General features: G+C 46.8%; 18 protein-coding genes. 17 read left to right on the top strand and 1 reads right to left on the bottom strand.

Annotated features, from left to right (window positions below; all coding sequences use genetic code 11):
* Positions 1–118 precede the first annotated feature (118 nt).
* From TCA2_RS15225 to TCA2_RS15210, 4 genes are all read left to right on the top strand, one after another.
* Positions 119–1,063: an aldo/keto reductase family protein gene (locus TCA2_RS15225; protein WP_047912462.1), complete on the top strand. Its 945-nt coding sequence runs from the start codon at positions 119–121 to the stop codon at positions 1,061–1,063.
* Between the two features lie 233 nt (positions 1,064–1,296).
* On the top strand, positions 1,297–3,186 hold the full coding sequence (locus TCA2_RS15220) for a spore germination protein (protein WP_052512044.1): 1,890 nt from the start codon (positions 1,297–1,299) through the stop codon (positions 3,184–3,186).
* Positions 3,149–4,402, top strand: coding sequence for a Ger(x)C family spore germination protein (locus TCA2_RS15215; RefSeq protein WP_047912461.1), 1,254 nt, complete (start codon positions 3,149–3,151; stop codon positions 4,400–4,402). Before TCA2_RS15220 ends, TCA2_RS15215 begins: the two co-directional genes overlap by 38 nt.
* Positions 4,403–4,405: 3 nt before the next feature.
* On the top strand, positions 4,406–5,509 hold the full coding sequence (locus tag TCA2_RS15210) for a GerAB/ArcD/ProY family transporter (protein ID WP_047912460.1): 1,104 nt from the start codon (positions 4,406–4,408) through the stop codon (positions 5,507–5,509).
* Here the strand turns inward: TCA2_RS15210 and TCA2_RS26675 are convergent.
* The gene (locus TCA2_RS26675; RefSeq protein ID WP_047912459.1) at positions 5,426–5,749 is read right to left on the bottom strand and encodes a hypothetical protein; all 324 of its coding nucleotides are present in this window, start codon (positions 5,747–5,749) and stop codon (positions 5,426–5,428) included. The two genes, TCA2_RS15210 and TCA2_RS26675, sit on opposite strands and share 84 nt — an antisense overlap.
* A 185-nt stretch (positions 5,750–5,934) precedes the next feature.
* Between TCA2_RS26675 and TCA2_RS15200 the strand changes: the two genes are divergently transcribed.
* The 13 genes from TCA2_RS15200 (at position 5,935) to TCA2_RS15140 (ending at position 18,892) form a co-directional block, all read left to right on the top strand.
* Positions 5,935–6,330, top strand: a complete 396-nt coding sequence (locus tag TCA2_RS15200; RefSeq protein ID WP_047912458.1) for a Fur family transcriptional regulator — start codon at positions 5,935–5,937, stop codon at positions 6,328–6,330.
* Complete coding sequence (locus TCA2_RS15195) at positions 6,309–7,121, top strand: winged-helix domain-containing protein (RefSeq protein ID WP_052512042.1); 813 nt, start codon at positions 6,309–6,311, stop codon at positions 7,119–7,121. The genes TCA2_RS15200 and TCA2_RS15195 overlap by 22 nt, the downstream gene beginning before the upstream one ends.
* A 274-nt stretch (positions 7,122–7,395) precedes the next feature.
* Entirely contained in the window at positions 7,396–8,859 is a 1,464-nt protein-coding gene (locus TCA2_RS15190; RefSeq protein ID WP_047912457.1) for a catalase, read from the top strand.
* A 185-nt stretch (positions 8,860–9,044) separates the two neighbouring features.
* Complete coding sequence (locus TCA2_RS15185; RefSeq protein ID WP_047912456.1) at positions 9,045–9,461, top strand: BlaI/MecI/CopY family transcriptional regulator; 417 nt, start codon at positions 9,045–9,047, stop codon at positions 9,459–9,461.
* The gene (locus TCA2_RS15180) at positions 9,440–10,333 is read left to right on the top strand and encodes a M56 family metallopeptidase (protein ID WP_081872532.1); all 894 of its coding nucleotides are present in this window, start codon (positions 9,440–9,442) and stop codon (positions 10,331–10,333) included. The genes TCA2_RS15185 and TCA2_RS15180 overlap by 22 nt, the downstream gene beginning before the upstream one ends.
* Positions 10,334–10,363: 30 nt before the next feature.
* Complete coding sequence (locus TCA2_RS15175; RefSeq protein WP_047912454.1) at positions 10,364–10,777, top strand: DoxX family protein; 414 nt, start codon at positions 10,364–10,366, stop codon at positions 10,775–10,777.
* Between the two features lie 182 nt (positions 10,778–10,959).
* The gene (locus TCA2_RS15170) at positions 10,960–12,792 is read left to right on the top strand and encodes a spore germination protein (protein ID WP_238546409.1); all 1,833 of its coding nucleotides are present in this window, start codon (positions 10,960–10,962) and stop codon (positions 12,790–12,792) included.
* A gap of 8 nt (positions 12,793–12,800) precedes the next feature.
* Positions 12,801–13,976 (top strand): Ger(x)C family spore germination protein, encoded by a 1,176-nt coding sequence (locus TCA2_RS15165; protein ID WP_193746056.1) that lies wholly within the window; start codon positions 12,801–12,803, stop codon positions 13,974–13,976.
* Positions 13,973–14,200 (top strand): hypothetical protein, encoded by a 228-nt coding sequence (locus tag TCA2_RS15160; RefSeq protein ID WP_047912452.1) that lies wholly within the window; start codon positions 13,973–13,975, stop codon positions 14,198–14,200. Before TCA2_RS15165 ends, TCA2_RS15160 begins: the two co-directional genes overlap by 4 nt.
* Positions 14,201–14,224: 24 nt before the next feature.
* Positions 14,225–15,529 (top strand): endospore germination permease, encoded by a 1,305-nt coding sequence (locus tag TCA2_RS15155; protein ID WP_047912451.1) that lies wholly within the window; start codon positions 14,225–14,227, stop codon positions 15,527–15,529.
* A gap of 103 nt (positions 15,530–15,632) precedes the next feature.
* Entirely contained in the window at positions 15,633–16,454 is an 822-nt protein-coding gene (locus TCA2_RS15150) for a uroporphyrinogen-III synthase (RefSeq protein ID WP_047912450.1), read from the top strand.
* A 236-nt stretch (positions 16,455–16,690) separates the two neighbouring features.
* The gene (locus TCA2_RS15145) at positions 16,691–18,022 is read left to right on the top strand and encodes a hemolysin family protein (protein WP_081872530.1); all 1,332 of its coding nucleotides are present in this window, start codon (positions 16,691–16,693) and stop codon (positions 18,020–18,022) included.
* Between the two features lie 225 nt (positions 18,023–18,247).
* Complete coding sequence (locus TCA2_RS15140; protein ID WP_047912448.1) at positions 18,248–18,892, top strand: ThuA domain-containing protein; 645 nt, start codon at positions 18,248–18,250, stop codon at positions 18,890–18,892.
* The last annotated feature ends 53 nt before the right edge of the window (positions 18,893–18,945 follow it).

Here is an 18,945-nt window from a genome sequence, read left to right as displayed (position 1 = left end):
CGGATTTTTTGTTATTTATTTTGGCTTATAGGAATTGTCGCCTCCTTTTCATTTCAAAGCCGAAGGTTTATATTAAAAAGGAAACAGATACATATTTTTCAAGGGAGGAATGGCACGCATGAAGTACCGGAGATTAGGTGGCAGCGGTGTGAAGGTCAGCGAGATCAGTCTTGGAAGCTGGCTCACGTATGGAGGATACGTTGAGCAGGAGAACGCGGTTCGTTCCATTGAAACTGCATACGATGCGGGGATCAACTTCTTTGATACAGCCAATGTATACGAACGCGGAGCAGCAGAAGAGCTGCTGGGGAAGACACTGAAGAATTACACAAGGGAGTCCTATGTGCTGGCTACCAAAGTATTCGGCAAGATGGGCGAGGGCCCGAATGATCAAGGCCTCTCCAGGAAGCATATTATGGAGCAGTGCGAAGCAAGCCTTAGAAGGCTCGGCACGGATTATGTAGATATTTATTATTGCCACCGGTTCCATCCAGAAACGCCACTGCTAGAGACACTGAGAGCACTGGATGATCTGGTTCGCCAAGGCAAAGTGCTGTATGTCGGAGTCAGTCAGTGGACAGCAGCTCAGATGGAGGCCGCGCTGGGTCTTGCGGATCGTTATTTGCTTGATCGGATCGTCGTGAACCAGCCGATTTATAATATGTTTGAGCGTTACATTGAAGATGAGATTATTCCGCTTGGTGAGGAGAAGGGGATCGGACAAGTCGTGTATTCTCCACTGGCACAAGGACTGCTGACTGGTAAATATAACGATACAGACAGCATTCCAGAAGACAGCCGTGCTGCAAGGCTCGGATGGGATGACAAGAAAATGAGCCCTGAACGGATTGAGAAGGTACGGCAGTTAATCGACATTGCCGGCGAGCTGGATATTAAGGTGGGTCAGCTGGCCCTTGCCTGGATTCTGCGCCAGCCGAATGTATCCAGTGCACTTGTGGGTGCAAGCCGTCCAGAGCAGGTCAAAGAAAATATCGGTGCTTCTGGAATTGAATTAGAGACGGAAGTTCTGGACCGGATCGAAGGAATTCTATCCGGAGCATAAGTAGGATATCGATCGAATTACGCACAATCCTGAATCAATAAATAGTAAAGCGAATATATCGCGCGATAGGGGAAATCGCACTCCTGTTCAATGGAACCTATTTTAATAAAATATAAACAGCTGCTTCCTGAATATTCAGGAAGCTTTTTTTATCGTTTTATAAATCCATACATAAAGTAAATACTGGATGGTAAGAATCAGTATATACGTTTTTTGGAAGTGAGGGGAGCAGCTTGAAACGTCATCGTCGCAGTGAATACTTAAAAAAGCTCAAGCCAAAATCGTCCAGTGATCAACCTGCACAAGATACGAGCGAGGACTCAGTCCAAAATACGGAGCAAAATACTGTTCAGTACATGAATAGCAATAACAGTCATGATCAAGCTCCTGAGTCATCGGATCAGCAGCAGTCAGAACAAGCTTCTGCAGGGAGTGAGTATGCCTCCAATGGCAGTGACCCATCAGATCAGAGCTCTGATGCCTCTAATAGCGAGACTTCTTCTGAATCTCCAGCTTCTCAATCGTCTCAAGCATCTCAATCTTCTCAAGCACCTCAGGCCAAGCTTGATGAGCTCAGCGGGAATCTTCAGCAGATGCTCGATGGAATTCTAATCCAAAATGGGAATAGTAGTGATATCACGATACGAAAACTGGAAATAGGAACGAGTCCCAGTATATCTATTGCCATCGTATATATCAGCAGTTTGGTAAAGGAAGAAACGATTAATGACTTTATTATTCGTTCCTTGCTGAATTCCGAATTCAAGCTGGATGAAATCACGGACGGTAAAGACAGCAAGAATATTCTAAAGGAAGGGCTGACGAAGAAAGTATTCAGTCTTGGTACCGTGGAGTACTGCAAAGACTGGGAAGATATGATGGACAAGCTGCTGCTCGGAAATACACTCGTATTGACCGAGGACAGCACAGACGTGCTTCATATCGTGACAGCCGGCGGAGAATTCCGGGCGATTACAGAATCGCAGACGGAGTCTGTCGTCCGTGGACCCAAGGAAGGATTCGTTGAAACGCTGTCCATTAATGTGTCCCTTCTGCGGAGAAGAATTCATAGTCCTGATTTGCGAGTTACCTACCAAACGATTGGCTATAAGTCCAACACTCGTGTTGCCATCGTTTATATGGACGGAATTGCCGATGAAGACGTCGTAGCCGAGGTATTTCGGAGACTGGATGAAATCCAGATTGACGGGGTCTTTGACTCGACTAATATAGAAGAGCTTATTCAGGATAAGGCAATAACCCCGTTCCCGACCGTGTACAGCACAGAGCGGCCCGACACAACCGCAGTCCGTTTGCTTGAAGGAAGGGTCGTCCTTGTTGTCGATGGAAGTCCATTTGTGCTGATCGTCCCTACGGTGTTCATCCATTTTTTTCATAGCGCGGCAGATTATTCGGATCGGAACGATATTGCGACACTGCTTCGTCTGCTCAGAATCATCAGCTTTATCATTTTGCTGCTGGGACCGTCCTTATATATTGCCATGACGACCTTCCATTATCAGCTGATTCCAAGCTCGCTTCTGTACAGTCTTATATCACAGCGGGAAGCGATACCCTTCCCCTCCTTCGTGGAGGCTATTATTCTGGAGACGATATTCGAGCTTCTGCGAGAAGCGGGGGTTCGAATGCCGCGCGTGGTAGGCCAGGCAGCGAATATCGTCGGCGGTCTTGTACTGGGGCAAGCGGCAGTAGAAGCTGGCATTGTGAGTCCCCTGCTCACGATTGTTATCGCCATGACAGGTATCGCGAGCTTTGCGATTCCAACCTATACAATGGCGATCGCAGGACGTATATTTCGGTTTGGATTTATCGTACTTGCTGCGACCTTTGGCTTGTACGGCATCATGCTGGGGCTGATCGCGCTGCTCGCTCACATGAATAGTCTGAGATCCTTTGGTGTTCCGTACATGACCCCGTTTAGTCCCTTCGTACTGAAGCAGCAGAAGGATGCCGTTCTCAGGCTTCCCGTTTCCTTGATGAAGCAGAGACCCGGCAGCCGGAGCGGTGAGTATAACGTCGTAACGGAGGATGGGCCTGTTACCGCGGATAAAACGGATGATAAGAATGAAAGTGCAAGGAAAAACAAACAGAAAGGATCTTGATATGAAGCGGAAGCTGCTGCTTATCACTGTACTTACCTTGGTGTCGATGATCCTCACGAGCTGCTGGGATGCTGTAGAGCTGAAGGATCGCTTAATTCTTTCCGGCTTTGCAATGGACCGTGGCAATGCTAAGGGAGTATATGAATTCTCATTTCAGGGTGTTGTATCCAATGAGGTATCGGGTAGCCGGAAAATTGGTTCCACACCTTCATTTGTATTCTCGGATCAGGGAAGAACCTTACAGGAAGTCGTCAGCAAAATGTCTCAGAAGATTCCGAGGCGATCGTCGTGCTCTCATGCAGAAGTCGTGATTATCAGCGAGGATCTGGCCAGGGATGTAGGCATTGGCCGATTTATAGATCTCATTGAGCGAGATCCCGAGACGAGAATTACCATGCAGATTCTTATTGCTAGAGGCTCAAAGGCAAGAGATGTGCTCGCCATTACAAGTCCGGTAAGCCCAATTACAGCCAACAATATAGCGGAAAAGGTCAGATTCGCCTCCAAGCAATATTCGCATAACTTCTCGTCAGAGGTGGATGAAACGATCCGGGGTATGATTGTTCCGGGGGGTGGCCCCACAATCAGTGGTGTGGTAATTAAAGGGGACAAAAGTGCAGGTAAAGAGAGAGAAAATACGGAAAGCTCTTATGTGTCTGCTTACACGAAATTAGATGGCATGGCCATGTTCAAGGGAGACAAGCTGGTAGGGTGGATGGAAGGTGATGAGCCGCTGGGTCTTGCGATTATCAAGAATAGATCGATGAAGTCAATGGTTAATCTGTCCTGTCACATCGATCCCGCGGAAGTTGTCGGGATTGAAGCCTATTTCTATAAGTCCAGTATTAAAGCGTCTGTCGTCGATGGGGTACCTCATTTTCATATTGATGTGAAGCAGGAAGGTACGATTAATGAGGTGACTTGTCCGCTGAAGCTGGATGAAGGGGAGGTCGTTGAAATCTATGAGAGAACCTGGAGTGAGAAGACCAAGGAGATTGTTATGTCAGCTGTAACTGCAGCACAGAAGGCAGGTACAGATGTACTTGGTTTTGGCTATGTGCTGGAGAAGAACCGCTCTCCTGAATATAAGCAATGGGAAGACAGTGATGACTGGTCTGAGAAATTCTCGCAAAGTAAAGTTGAAGTGGATGTAAAAACGGTCATTATGAACACATTAACACGTACGAATCCATATAGCAGCGGAGGGGAGGACTAGGGAATGAATAGAAACCAGATCAGTACGGGACAAATGATCTCCTTAATGCTTTTATTTGAAATAGGTGTTGCTGCGGTCATCAATCTAGGTTTCTCGGCAGGCAGGGATGCATGGATGGCCTCACTGATCGGTATGATTCTGGGGGCTGTATTGTTCTGGTTCTACGCCTCTATTTCCAGACATTTCCCTACACTTCCTCTGACGGCAATCAGCCGGAAATTACTCGGTAAATATGCAGGGACTGCGGTGGGCTTAATGTATGTTATCTATTTTATGTACATTGGCTCCCGTAATTTGCGGGAAGGCTCCAATCTCGTGAACATCGTTTTGCTGAATAGTACGCCCCTTCTCGTCATTACTACACTCATGATTTGTTGTGTGGCTTATGTGACCTATTTAGGCTTTGAGGTATTGGCACGCACTGCTGTATTACTCATGGTTTTTATTTTCTCCATTGTATTCATTATTAATGTCTTGCTGTTTGCCTCGGGTTCAGTCCATGTTGATTATGTTCTTCCCATACTTGGTGATGGGATCGGACCCCTGTGGGAGGCAATAACGACGGATACCCTTATCGTTCCTTTTGGTGAAATGATCCTCTTCCTCATGCTGCTGCCATATATGCGCAGACCTGAGAAAGGCGGTTATATTGGCATCATTGCAATTATCATTGGAGGCCTGCTCCTTACTCAGACCATGTTTCTAAATATTGCTTCTCTGGGGCTCAATATAGCGAAGGGATCACCTTTTCCCGTACTATCCACCATTAGTACCATTCAGATCTCTGACTTTATCCAGCGGGTAGACATTTTGGTCGTAATGACGATGATTATTACTAATTTCTATAGAGTCGCATTGTATTTCACAGCGGTGTTGATTGGTGCATCCGATATTTTCAATATCCCTTACCGAAAACTAGTTATTCCTGTTGCCTTTATATTCCTGGTATGGTCTTACAGTATGGCGAGAAATTATATATTTCAAATTGAGTTTGGTGTTCTTGCTTTCTACTATGTGCACCCCTTATTTTTGTTCTTTTTTCCCAGTCTGCTGCTTGTAGCCGCTTGGATTCATAAGCGAAGACAGCGGAGGAGCGCCGGAGCGTAAGGGTTTGTTGATGAGGTTAAACAGTTTGTACAGGCCTTTACCTACCGGTTTGCCGCAGAAATGTAGAAATACGACGATCCCAACGAGCTTCAGCGTGTTTTTCTCCGCCGGGCGTAGAATATAATTATCAATATTAAAGGCAGAGTCAATCTTGCCGTGGCCAAAGAAGATGTCGGTTGCAATATCAAATGCGATGGTAAGCAAGGACAAGACGATAAAAGCGCCTGCAGCTTTGAGCATGTATACCTCTCCTCTTCTCATTTTGGGTAAAACGATCTGTGAACTGAACCTATTCGTTTCGTGATTGTCACCCTATTTTGAGTCCCTGAATTGGAATTTATGCAGGGATTGACTACCTATGACTTTAGATTTATACTTAATCTAAAAATAAGTTCTTTTCATATAGAAGGAGATCTGATGATCTTATGGCTAAAACATTAAATTTAACGACGCAGCGTCAAGCTGTTTATGATGTCGTACGTAAATCACATAATCACCCTACTGCAGCAGAAGTAATGACCATGCTGTCCCAAGAAGGATATAACCTGGCGTATGGTACGGTGTACAATTCCCTTCGGTATCTGGTAGAGAAGGAATTGATTCAAGAGCTCAAGCTGGGCGAAACCGCCAGCAGATACGATGCGAGAACAGATGACCATCAGCATATTATCTGTGAAGTATGCGGTAAGGTCGACGAAGTGATGACAGATGTTCCTGAGAGCTGGACCGAATTGGTAGCGCAAGAGACAGGGTATGAAATTGATCATGCACATGTTGTATTTGGAGGTGTATGTCCGGAATGCAAAAGCAAGCAGAAATAGCGAACATTAATCAGTATCCTTACGCTTCGATCCGTATATCCCAAGATAAGGCGGCTCAAATGTTTAATCGAGCTGAGGAGCCTGTGGTGCCGTTCTGTGCAGTAACGAAGCGGATCCTGCTCGTAAGTCCAGTGCTCAATCAGGTTCATGATCTAGTGAAGCTGCTGACCGATCGCTGTTTTGACGTGATGATGTTCCACCGGCTTGAGCCAGAATTATACGGAAGCATTCCCCATGATCTTCTGATCTATGATGTAACGTCATATGATGAGATGGATGCACTGGATCTGCAGTTGAAGCTGAAGAACTCAACCGCGGGGCAAACCTTGTTCCTGGTGAGTGAGAACTTCATCCGAGGGGCAGCTCCGGAGCTGCTTCAGGAAGAGCTGCTTGTATGGCCTGGACGTCCTCATGAGGCACTGTATCATGTTCAGCGGATTATTAGCCGCGGGACACCTCGGAGTCACCTCACATCCAAGACGAACAGCAGTGATTGCCTGGCCTTCAAGGACCTCAGAGTGGACACGGAACGCATGCTTGTGTATAAGCAGGACAACCAGATTCATCTGACCAAGACCGAATATGATCTGCTGCTTATTCTCATGAACGCGAAGGGCTCTGTCATTTCCCGCGAGGAGATGCTCTCCAGAGTATGGGAGACGGACTTTACCGGAGGCAGCAATGTTGTCGATGTTCATATCAAGAGCCTGCGCAAGAAGCTTGGGGATCAAGCGGCGGCACCTAAATATATCATTACCGTAAGAGGAGTCGGCTACCGGCTTGCGGACTAGAAGGAAGTCTTTAAATGACAGTTCATTTGACTGCATTTAAAGACTTCTTTTTATTTTGTAAACAAATCGGTTTCTAAATACCTTTAGCTGTTCATGAAATTTCCATAATCTTCACACTTCTTCATCTGATGCAAATAAGGTTCATGTGCCGCTCTCAAAAGTTCATTTGTTCCTCATGCAAGCCAATCGGAAGCCGTGCTACAATCTATACATAAATTTAGATCAGATCTAAATACACATATAAATAGACTGAAAATTAGAGAGGTGCAGCAAAATGACGAACCAACGTTTAACGACGAGCTGGGGTGCTCCAGTGGGAGACAACCAAAATTCAATGACTGCAGGCCATCGCGGGCCAACTTTGATTCAAGATGTACATCTGCTTGAAAAATTGGCTCATTTCAACCGTGAGCGTATTCCGGAGCGTGTCGTGCATGCCAAGGGCGGCGGCGCTTTCGGTACATTTAAAGTAACAAATGATATGTCCAAATATACAAAGGCGAAATTGTTCAACGGTGTAGGCAAAGAAACAGATATGTTCATTCGTTTCTCCACTGTAGCCGGTGAGCTTGGTGCAGCCGATACTCAGCGCGATCCGCGCGGATTTGCGGTCAAATTCTATACAGAAGAAGGCAACTACGATCTGGTAGGTAATAATACGCCTGTATTCTTCATCCGTGATGCGATCAAGTTCCCAGATTTCATTCATACACAGAAGAGAGATCCGCGTACCCACTTGAAAAATCCAAATTCCGTTTGGGATTTCTGGTCTCTGTCTCCAGAAGCTTTGCATCAAGTAACGATCCTGATGTCTGACCGCGGTATCCCTGCAACTTGGAGACATATGCACGGATTCGGAAGCCATACCTTCAAATGGGTGAATGCTGAAGGTCAAGCCGTATGGGTTAAATATCACTTCAAAACTAACCAAGGGATCAAAAATCTGGATAACGCTACTGCAGAGCAAATTGCAGGCGTGAATCCTGATTATCATACAGAAGATTTGTTCAACGCTATTGAGAATGGGGACTTCCCTTCTTGGACGCTGTATGTTCAAATCATGCCGATTGAAGATGCAAATACGTATCGCTATGATGCATTTGATGTGACCAAAGTCTGGTCTCAAAAAGACTATCCATTGATTGAAGTAGGAACGATGACGCTGAACCGCAATCCAGAGAACTATTTTGCTGAAGTGGAGCAGGCTACCTTCACTCCAGGTTCATTCGTACCTGGTATCGAAGCTTCTCCTGACAAATTGCTGCAAGGACGTCTGTTTGCTTACGGTGATGCACACCGCTACCGTGTAGGTGCGAACCATAACCAGCTGCCGGTGAACAGCCCGAAATGCCCGGTTCATCATCATCAGCGTGACGGCTTCATGGCGACAGGAGATAACGGCGGCCGTTCCATGTACTACGAGCCTAACAGCTTCGGCGGGCCATTCGAGGATCCGAGCGCGAAGCAAACTCCATTTGAAGTAACAGGAGAAGCCGCCCAAGTATCCTATGACAGTGAGGATCATTACTCCCAGGCCGGAGATCTCTACCGTCTGTTAAGCGAAGATGAGCGTACTCGCTTGGTCGCAAATATTGTAGGTTCAATGATGCCGGTACAATATGAGGAGATCAAACGCCGTCAAATCGAGCACTTCTACAAAGCCGATCCAGAATACGGAACACGTATCGCTGAAGGTCTGGGCCTGTCGGTTGAATTGAAAGTAACGGAAGAAGTTTAATTGAATATAAATTTGAATCTATTTCTTATACCTCTTGGTGAAAGCCTTGTGTAATTATGAAAATGGACTCAATGCTAATCATAGCCATGCGGAATTCCGATTCCTGCATGGCTATTATTGCTTCTCACCTATGGTTGACAACAAACCATATGACATTACAATTGGTAGTGTGGAAGGGGTGTGCCATGAAGATAAGTCACTTCAAAGTAGGAGAGCAGGGACTGAACCGTTTTTTTGGACCACTGGAAGCGAAGATTATGGATGTCTTGTGGAGTCAGGGACCGCTCAGCATCAAGGAAGTACAAATGAAGCTGGGTGAGAATAAGGTGATGAACTTCAATACGGTGATGACGGTCATGAATCGGCTTGTCGATAAAGGTGTGCTTCTGAAGGAAATGCAGGGAAGAACATCGATATATGCGCCTGTCGAGACCAGAGAAGAGTTCATGAACACACAGTCCAAGGAGCTCACACAGGAACTTATGGATCAATTTGGTTCGATTGCTGTAGCCCATATGCTGGATGCTGTCGAGGAGGCCGACCCGGAACTCATCTCACAGCTGGAGCAGAAGATTGAACAATGGAAGAAGGAGAGACAGTGATGTGGTCCTATCGTTCCCTCACGTTGTTCTCTGTCGGCATGGCGATCACGGCGGCTATTTTCATACAGATGGGACTGTACGGTCTGCATATGATCTGGGATGTTCCGATGACATTTAATTTGTTGACCTGGTGTACACACTGGATGAAAGAGCTTGGGCTATGGTCGCTGATACACTTGTTGAATGTATTGGTATTAAGCACGTTCCTGCTCATGCTGCTCTATATCATCAAGCATGCGGTCAGAACAATGAATGTGCATAAGTACATACGGTGGCTTAAGGATGATACGATGTCCAAGGAGCTGGCTTCACGGTATAAGCATCTTCACCTGGAGCAGCAGCTGATCGTCATATCGGCTGCCGAGCCAGTTGCGCTTGCTTTTGGCATGTTTCGCAGAAGAATTGTGTTATCTACCGGGCTTATTGATATGCTGGATGAGCAGGAATTAACTGCAGTACTCTATCATGAGTACTATCATCTGCGTCATTATGACCCGCTCAAGACTTTTTTGCTAACGCTCAGTGTATCCATCCTTGGATATGTACCTATACTAAAAAACATACTAGCCAATTATAAGATGGTCAGAGAGATTCTGGCCGACAATTATGCGATTAAACAGTCAGGCTCTGCCGTGGGAATCGGAGGCGCATTAATCAAGCTGATTAAATCAGGTGCAGAACGCCGGGATCACCGCCTGTTTACTGGAGCTGTTGTTTCACCATTCGCCGCAGATGTATCCATTAACGACAGAATCTCCAGAATATTGGAGCCGGACAAGGAGCTGCTGCTTCCTTATTCCAAATGGAATATTGCCGTATCCTTTATTGTAATGACTGCTTTATTCTTATTATTCAATTACGCGCATTATTAAATCGCAAGCAGAAGGAGGAAGTGAAATCAAATGTATAATAACAACAATTACAGTCAGACCCGCAACATGGAGATTGGTTTGTTGATCACCCGTCTCGTGCTGGGATTAATCTTCATGGCACACGGAGTTGTCAAATTTCAAGGAATGGAAGGGACGGAGAGCTTCTTTGTGAGTCTTGGCCTTCCTGGGTTTATGGCAACCTTGGTCGCGCTAGCTGAATTTTTCGGCGGGCTGCTGCTGATCATTGGTCTGTTTACGAGATGGATCAGCATCATTTTTGTCATCATACTGGTTGCCGCAATCTTTACCGCGAAGACGGGTGCTCCGTTTGTAGGCGGATATGAGCTGGATATCGCTCTAATCGGGATGGCGTTGACACTCGCGGTAGCGGGCAGCAGATATGTGGCAGTGGACAGCCTGTTTAGAAGACGAAGCCGCAGATAAGCAAAATGAATATGAAGTAATGGGAGACTCTGCATAGGCAGAGTCTTTTTTTTATTTTGAATCATTCGATTTGGGATTGATGCAAAATCCTTTTTTGCATAATTTGGTGCCAATGGTCGCATGCTATCTTTCAGAAAATGGATGGAAGTTAATATTCGCCGGAACAAGAGAGGTGAGCAGTCATGAGCAGTGGGAAGGATGAGATGAAGCAAGGCTCCGAGGATCAAGCTTCTGGGGAACAGGAAACCGAGGAACAGGGCTCCAAGGAACAGGGCTCCAAGGATCAGGCATCAGACAACAAAGAGCTTGAGAAAAAGCAAGGGTCTGACGATCAACAGACGGAGAAGGAAAAGTCTTCCGAAGAACAAGAGGGGAAGTCGTCGTCTGAGAAGCAAGATTCAGGTGAATCAGGAGATTCAGGAGATTCAGGCTCCGACAGAGACGAACAGGACTCGAAGCAATCCGCGGACACCTCCAATGAGGATAATGCCGTTCCTGAGCTTCCACAGTTGAAATTGCCTATCGCTAAGGAACTGAAGTCGAACCTTGAGGTCCTTCAAGAGGTGTTCAAGGATTGCTCTGACTTCGTGTTCCGCGAGATTAAGCATGAAGGGTACCCGGACGTATGCCTATCCTACTTGGAAGGCATCGTCATCTCTCTTGAAGTGCAGGATCATATCATATTACCTCTCGTAAGAGGCGTTGATCTAGCAAATGTTCAGGGAGCATCAGAGGATATTGAGCTTGAGAAGGTTCCGATCTCGCTGTCTCATGTGAAGAAGGCCAAGACCTGGCGTGAAGCTGCAGATGGTGTAACCGATGGCTGTGTACTTGTGCTGGTTGAAGACAATGACGAAGCACTGCTCTTCGATCTGAAGGGCGGGCTTCGACGTTCTGTGCAAGAGCCTCAGACAGAGGGGGTTGTCAGGGGACCGCGCGAAGGATTTACCGAAATGATTCGAGCGAACACAGGGCTGATCCGCTTCAAGCTGAAGACGCCTATGCTCAAGATGGAGAATTTCACGCTCGGGACAGAAACGAAGACAAGTGTTGTGCTTGCTTATATCAAAGGGATCGCCCGTGAGGAGCTGATCGATGATGTGCGGCAGCGCATTAAGAAGATCAATATCGATGGAGTGCTCGAATCCGGCTATATCGAGGAATTGATTGAGGATCATCCCTACTCTCCGTTCCCTCAGCTCCATTACACGGAAAGACCGGATACCGTGGTTGCCAACCTGCTGGAAGGACGATTTTGCATTTTGGTGGATGGAACTCCCTTCGCCTTGCTTGGTCCTGTAACGATGTGGCAGATGCTTCAGGCGAGTGAGGATTATTATGAACGATTCTTTATCAGTAACTTCTTACGGTGGATCCGTTTGTTCTTTATGATGGTGGCATTATTTCTTCCTGCCTTATATATTGCGATAACTACCTTTCATCAGGATATGCTGCCGACCACGCTCATCATCAGTATAGCAGCTGCCCGTGAAGCCATTCCTTTTCCGGCCCTGGTCGAAGCAATGCTGATGGAAATTTCATTCGAAGCCTTGCGGGAGGCAGGGGTTCGCTTGCCTAAGGCAGTCGGTCAGGCGGTAAGTATTCTCGGGGCGCTTGTTATCGGACAGGCGGCTGTGACCGCGGGTATCGTGTCGGCTCCGATGGTTATCATCGTATCCATGACAGGGATCGCTTCTTTCACCATTCCAAGGTTTAACTTTGCCATTACGCTTCGGCTGCTGCGGTTTCCGATCATGATCCTCGCTGGAACTTTGGGTCTGTTCGGGATTGTCATTGGTACAGTCCTGATCTCGGCACATCTGACACAGCTCACTTCATTTGGACAGCCCTATCTGCTTGGTGTGAGTCCGTATCGTAAAGGCGAATCGAAAGACATCATCATGCGGGTGCCTTGGTGGAAGATGATATTCAAGCCATCATCAACCCCCAATCATGAGCGTAAGCGGATGGACAAAGGAATGAACGGGTCTCCTAACTCGGATGAAGGGTGGTAATGGATCTGATGAACAGAGTATCCAAAACCGTAACAATCCTGCTGCTGTGCCTCTTGCTGACAGGCTGCTGGGATCGCAGAGAGATTAACGATATTGCTTTTGTGGTCGGCACTGCGCTTGATAAAGAGGAGGATAAGTATAGAGTTACCCTTCAAATTACCATTCCTGGTATGCTCGCGGGATCAAATGGCGGGGGTGGAGGTGGAGATAAGAACCCCTGGTTTCTAAAGTCAAGTGTCGGTGAAACCGTAAGAGGAGTCACCTTAAAAGAACAAACGAGCACATCCCGTAAGCTGTATTTCTCCCACCGCAGGGCGCTGCTCATTGGAGAGGCGATGGCCCGTGAGGGCATCGCGGAAGCGCTTGATTCCATCGGACGGCTTCCGGAGAACCGGCTGTCTGCTCTGCCTGTCGTAACCGAAGGTCATGCCTATGAAGTACTTAACGGAGAACCAACCATTGAGCAATATCCCGGTGAAGTGGTTCGTGAGCTTGTCTTCTTGTATCTCAGCAAGCCATGGACGCTCAAGACTGTAGTCAATCTGATGCTTGAAGACGGGATCGATCCGATTATGCCGCTAGTGGAAACGGTAGATAGTGTGCCCGAGAAGATCGACAAGCCTAATAAAAATATCGGGGTTGGTGGACTTGCTGTATTCCGCGGCGATAAATTGACCGGAATTATTAAGAAGCAGGATACACATGGCATTCTTGTGGCAATGGATCAAGCAAGAACACTGGAGCTCCCGATTACAGTTCCCCGTGGAGAAGGGAAGATTTTTTTCTTAATCAGATCAAATCATACGAAGATCAAGCCGATTGTGAACGGAGAAGATGTTCGGTTTCATATGTACACGGGTGGCAGGATGTCCATTACGACGAACGAGTCCAACTTCGATACCAATAATGAGAACAATATTATAGAGCTTGAACAGAAGATGAATGAATACATGAAAGCAAAGATCACTCAGGATCTCAAGCTGCTTCAGAAATATAATTCGGATGCACTTGGCTTCGGTAGAATTATTAAGACAGAAAAGCCGCAGCTGTGGTCACAATTACGAGATCGCTGGTACGAAATATATCCGAATATCACTTTCGAGGTAGAAGCCGATTATCGGCTTGAGAATAATGGAGCGGCTACAAGTCCATTCGCAGTGGAAGAGGAGGATATTGCGGAATGAATCTCATGGCCTTGTCGGCAGTACTTGTGTTTAGTCTGATTATCGTGCTGAAGGATCACAAAAATTTAAAAAACTACAAGCCGATTAATCGCATCTTATCTTACGTGATTATAGGACTCGGCATCGGGATATGGATCTACACACTATCGCCGATTCCTGTAATCCATCCGACATATCTAATCTCGCAGTGGATGTATCCCTACATTCCTGTTCCGTCTGAGTAAGAAGAAAGGCAGGTGCATAATTATATGAGTGGAACAACCAAACAGGTTAAGAAACATGATGCTAGACCATTGACAGAGCGGCAGCTTGTTCTCATGATTATCATGATTACGCTGCCGATGACCTTGGTTCATTCTCCGTCCGATATTGTGCAATTTGGCCAGCAGCATGCCTACTTGTGCATTATTCTGGTGTATCTTGTACTCCTGATCTGCATCTGGCTGCTGTCCCGAACACAGCGCCGCTTCGGCAGCCAGAATTTGTTCCAGGCGATGATTGGTCGCCGGCCTTTTGTCGGAAGAGTGATTGTTGGGATGTATGTCCTGTACTATTTTTATATTCTGGCAAGAGATGCAAGGCTGCTGACGGAGTATGTGGATACCACGTTACTCCCGCTTACTCCCGTCATGATCATTCTGCTGTGTATCTTTGTCATGTCGGGATTCATTATTCGGGGAGGCATGAAATCAGTCGTCAGCATGACTGAGATTTTTATGCCGATTCTGATTCTCACCATTTTTATGATCCCGCTGTTTGTATCCGGCGCGCTGGACTTTCACTACTTAACGCCGTTTTTCCCTGTGGATCTGATCGGTGTCGGGAATGGAACATGGTACTTCTTCTCCTACGCAGGAGAGATTATTATATTGCCGTTCATTTTCGGAAAAGAGACCTTCAAGCTGAAATCCGCTGTCAAAGGCTTATCCTTCGCTTTTTTTCTTCTCGTTATCGATATCATTATGATGATTCTGATTATTGGGCTGCCGATTATTCCAAGAATATCCTATCCGTCCCATGAGCTTGTCCGCCAAGTGCAGATTAGTGACTTTCTGGACCGGTTCGATATGTTTCTGGCCGCTGCGATTCTCCCTATACATATGACAAAGGTTGCATTTAACACTTATGTGGTGTGCTACGGTATGGGCTGTTTAGACAAAAACATATCCGGACGCATGATGCAGGGGCCGATCATATTGCTCGGATATGTGTGTGCCTTCTGGTTCTTCAAGGATTCTATTCAGCTATTCAAGTTCGATCGGGAATGGTCAGCAATCGTGCTCTTATTCACGTTAGTTATGCCGGTGCTGATCTACCTGATCTTCAGGCCGTCCAAGAAAAAAAAGAAGGATGGGGCGACTCAGAACAAGCAGTCTGCACAGAACGAGGAATCCCAGAACGGGCCATCTTCTCAAGAGGGAGAATCTACCGAAACGGAGAAATCCACTCAAAAAGCGCAGTCTGCTCAGAATGAGTCTTCTCAGCGTCGGAGCTCCACCAAAAAAAGTGGAAACTCTCAGAATGGGAACGCAGGCTCGGCAGAAGGTTCCTGACGCAGTAACGAATCCATATAGAAATTGGGGGATTACTTTCTTCTGGGCCAAGCTCCTTATATACTAGATACAATATCTCGTATAGTGGAGAGGAGTTAGGCATATGGCTCAGAATTTGCTAGGTAAAAAAGTAGCGCTGGCAGGTCCTCGAAAGTCAGAGGAAATGTCTATGATTATTGAGAAGCTGGGCGGAACCCCGGTGCTGCGGCCGGCGCAAGGCACAGTGTTTCTCGATGACGAACATCTGGAGAGCAGTATAGAGGCCTGGGTGAAGCATCCGCCCGATTGGACTCTGCTGACGACGGGGATGGGCCTGGATGCGATCTTCAGTAAGGCAGAACAGATGGGTGTAGAGGAAGCTCTGACTTCGGCGCTGTCACAGTCCCAAATCGCTGCAAGAGGATACAAGACCGTGAATGCACTGCGCAAAAGAGGGCTAAAGCCGGTAGTAAGGGATGATGATGGAAGCACTTCAGGCCTTATCCGTGAGCTTGAAGCCTATTCGCTTGAAGGCAGCAGGGTCCTTGTTCAGCTGCATGGCGAATCCGCGCCGCGCCTTATGGCATGGCTCTCAGATCAAGGTGTACAGGAGATTACGCAGGTGTTGCCTTACCGGCATGTGCCGCCTGAGGAGAGTGACCTTGCTCTATTGTTGTCTGACATCCTGAATCAGCAGATTGATGCGATCACCTTTACCAGTGCACCACAAATCCGTTTTTTGGTGGAGTATGCTGAACAGCACGGGAAGCTTGAGCAGATGAAGCAGCGGCTTGAACAAGACATCGTGGCAGCAGCTGTGGGCAAGGTGACAGCGCAAGCGATGATCGAAGAAGGGGTTGAACCCAAGGTCGTTCCTGCCGAGGAGCGTATGGGCAGCATGATGGTCGCGCTTGGCAAGTATTTTGCAGAGCAGAAGTCAGTATAAGGAAGCACGCTTTGTCACATGCTATTCCTTAAGACACCTTACCTGATGCATGACGAGGTGAGGTGTTTTCTCTTTGATTTTTCGTTTAAAGATGCCGTATTTGTGTTTAGAAAAGAGTAAGTCTAAGAATTAATTTCATATATAGTTAGAAAAAAATTACATATTTTGACGGATGACCTGATCTGTTCGATATCGTCACTGTCAGATTTATTGATATCTCTTGGGAGGTGCAACCCTTGTTATTTGACATCATCGTCATCCTCGTGCTGCTTGTGGTCAATGCTTTTTTTGCTGCATCTGAAATGGCACTGATCTCCATTAATGATAATCGCATTCGGGTTCTGTCCCTGGAAGGGAATAAGCGAGCTCAGAAGCTGGAGAAATTAGTTGAGGAGCCGACAGGCTTCTTGTCCACGATCCAGATCGGGATTACGCTGGCGGGGTTCTTGAACAGTGCCTTTGCGGCCGATAAATTTGCGTCCCTGCTGGTTAATTACTTGATCTCGATCGGAGTGGACGTTGCTCCTTCTGTTCTGTCTTCGATCTCTGTCATTGTCATTACCCTTATTCTGTCTTACTTCACGCTCGTATTCGGTGAGCTTGTACCGAAACGCATTGCGATGAAAAAGGCCGAAGCCATCGCGCTTGCCGTCGTCGGACCACTCAGCGCGCTGTCAAAGATCGTAGCCCCATTCGTCAAGCTGCTCACTGCATCTACGAATGTTACCGTGCGCTTGTTCGGCATTGATCCGAATTCGGAGGAGGAGGAAGCCTCTGAGGAAGAAATCCGGATGCTGGTGGATACCGGTCTTGAGCGAGGCACAATTCAGCAAAGTGAGAAAATGATTATTCACAATATTTTTGATTTTGATAACAAAACGGTGTCCGATATGATGACACATCGTACAGACATGGTCTCTATCTCTGTGGATAAGCCATTTGATGATGTGCTGGAGATGGTTCAGTCTGAACAATATACACGCTTCCCGGTATTTGAGGAACGAATTGATAATGTCATCGGGATCCTGCATGTGAAGGACCTGATTATGCAGTTCAAGAAGGACAATACGAATCCAAGGCAGCTTAAGGATATCATCCGGCCCGCTTACTTTGTATCAGAAACCAAGAAGGGTGATGATCTGCTTGAAGAGCTGCAGCAGAATCATGTGCACATGGCCATCGTAGTTGATGAATACGGAGGAACTGCCGGTATTATCACGATTGAGGACCTCATCGAAGAAATTGTAGGCTTAATATACGATGAGTATGATGAGGATGAATCGATATATGAGGTTATCGATGAAGTAACCTACTCATTTAACGGAACTGCCCGGCTGGATGAAGTAGCTGATATCGTTAGAGCCAGCCTGCCTGAGGATGAGTATGAGACCCTTAGCGGCTTCATGATTGGAACGCTCGGACGAATTCCAACCAAGCAGGAGCATCCGGAATTTGATTATCGCGGATTCCGTTATAAGGTCGAGGAAGTGGGCAAGCAGCGTATCCGCAAAATTCTAGTCAAGAAGCTTCCCGATGGTGATGTGGAGAATGAACTTGTAGAAGCTTGAGTCGTGAATTCAATTCATAGAGATTAAAGGAATAAAGGCTTGCTTCGCGAACTTAGATACGAACCGGCTCAGGCAGTAAGCCCGGCCTGGTTCGTATTTTTATGTGATTATTCAGTAACAGCCGGCTGATTCTATCGGATAGAATGTGTGGATTTAGCTCATCAATTGAGGCTATACTAGGCTCTATGAGCTAAACGGCTAAGAAAGAGCAAGGAGGAAAGAAGAATGGAACGAAAGAAAGCATTGCTGTTAGGAGATTACACGCATCCGATGTATCATCCATTGCAAGGCGTGGATGAGGAGATCAGTCATATTTTGCAGGATGTGATGACGGTTCAGTGCAGCGAGAATCGAAACTTATTGCTTACCGAGCATTTATCCGGCTACGATCTGCTCATTTCCTATGTGGATGATTGGAAGGGAGCCATTGCACCCCAGCAGACGGCGGGTCTACTCAGCTATGTAAGCGGAGGAGGAGCGCTGCTGGTGCTGCATAATGGGATCTCGATGCACAATCGGTATGAGGTCGCTCAGCTGCTCGGGGGAAGATTTACTGGACACCCGGCACCACGGAAGCTTGAATTTAAAGTGGCCGCAGAGGGTCACGCCATCGTTGAGGGGGTAAATAATTTTACAATGGAGGAAGAACCGTACCGATTCGAATTCGATTCATTTTCGGAGAAGACGGTCTTGCTGGAATATACAGATGGTGAAGGCACGTGGCCTTGTGCCTGGGCCCACTCTTACGGAATGGGGAGAGTCGTGTACCTTATGCCCGGACATGATGTTCCTTCCTTCTCCGCGGAGCCCTTCCGCAAGCTGATCGTTCAGTCTGCAATGTGGGCGACGCGTACAAAGATGAGAGTATAAGACGGCAAAAGCAGATATAATAGAATTAATTTCATAATAAATTGATTCTATGA

This window comes from Paenibacillus sp. TCA20 (assembly GCF_000732325.1).
GTDB classification, from domain to species: Bacteria; Bacillota; Bacilli; order Paenibacillales; family Paenibacillaceae; genus Paenibacillus; species Paenibacillus urinalis.
Note: the sequence above shows the minus strand (reverse complement) of the source record. Positions and strands in the feature narration are given on the sequence as shown.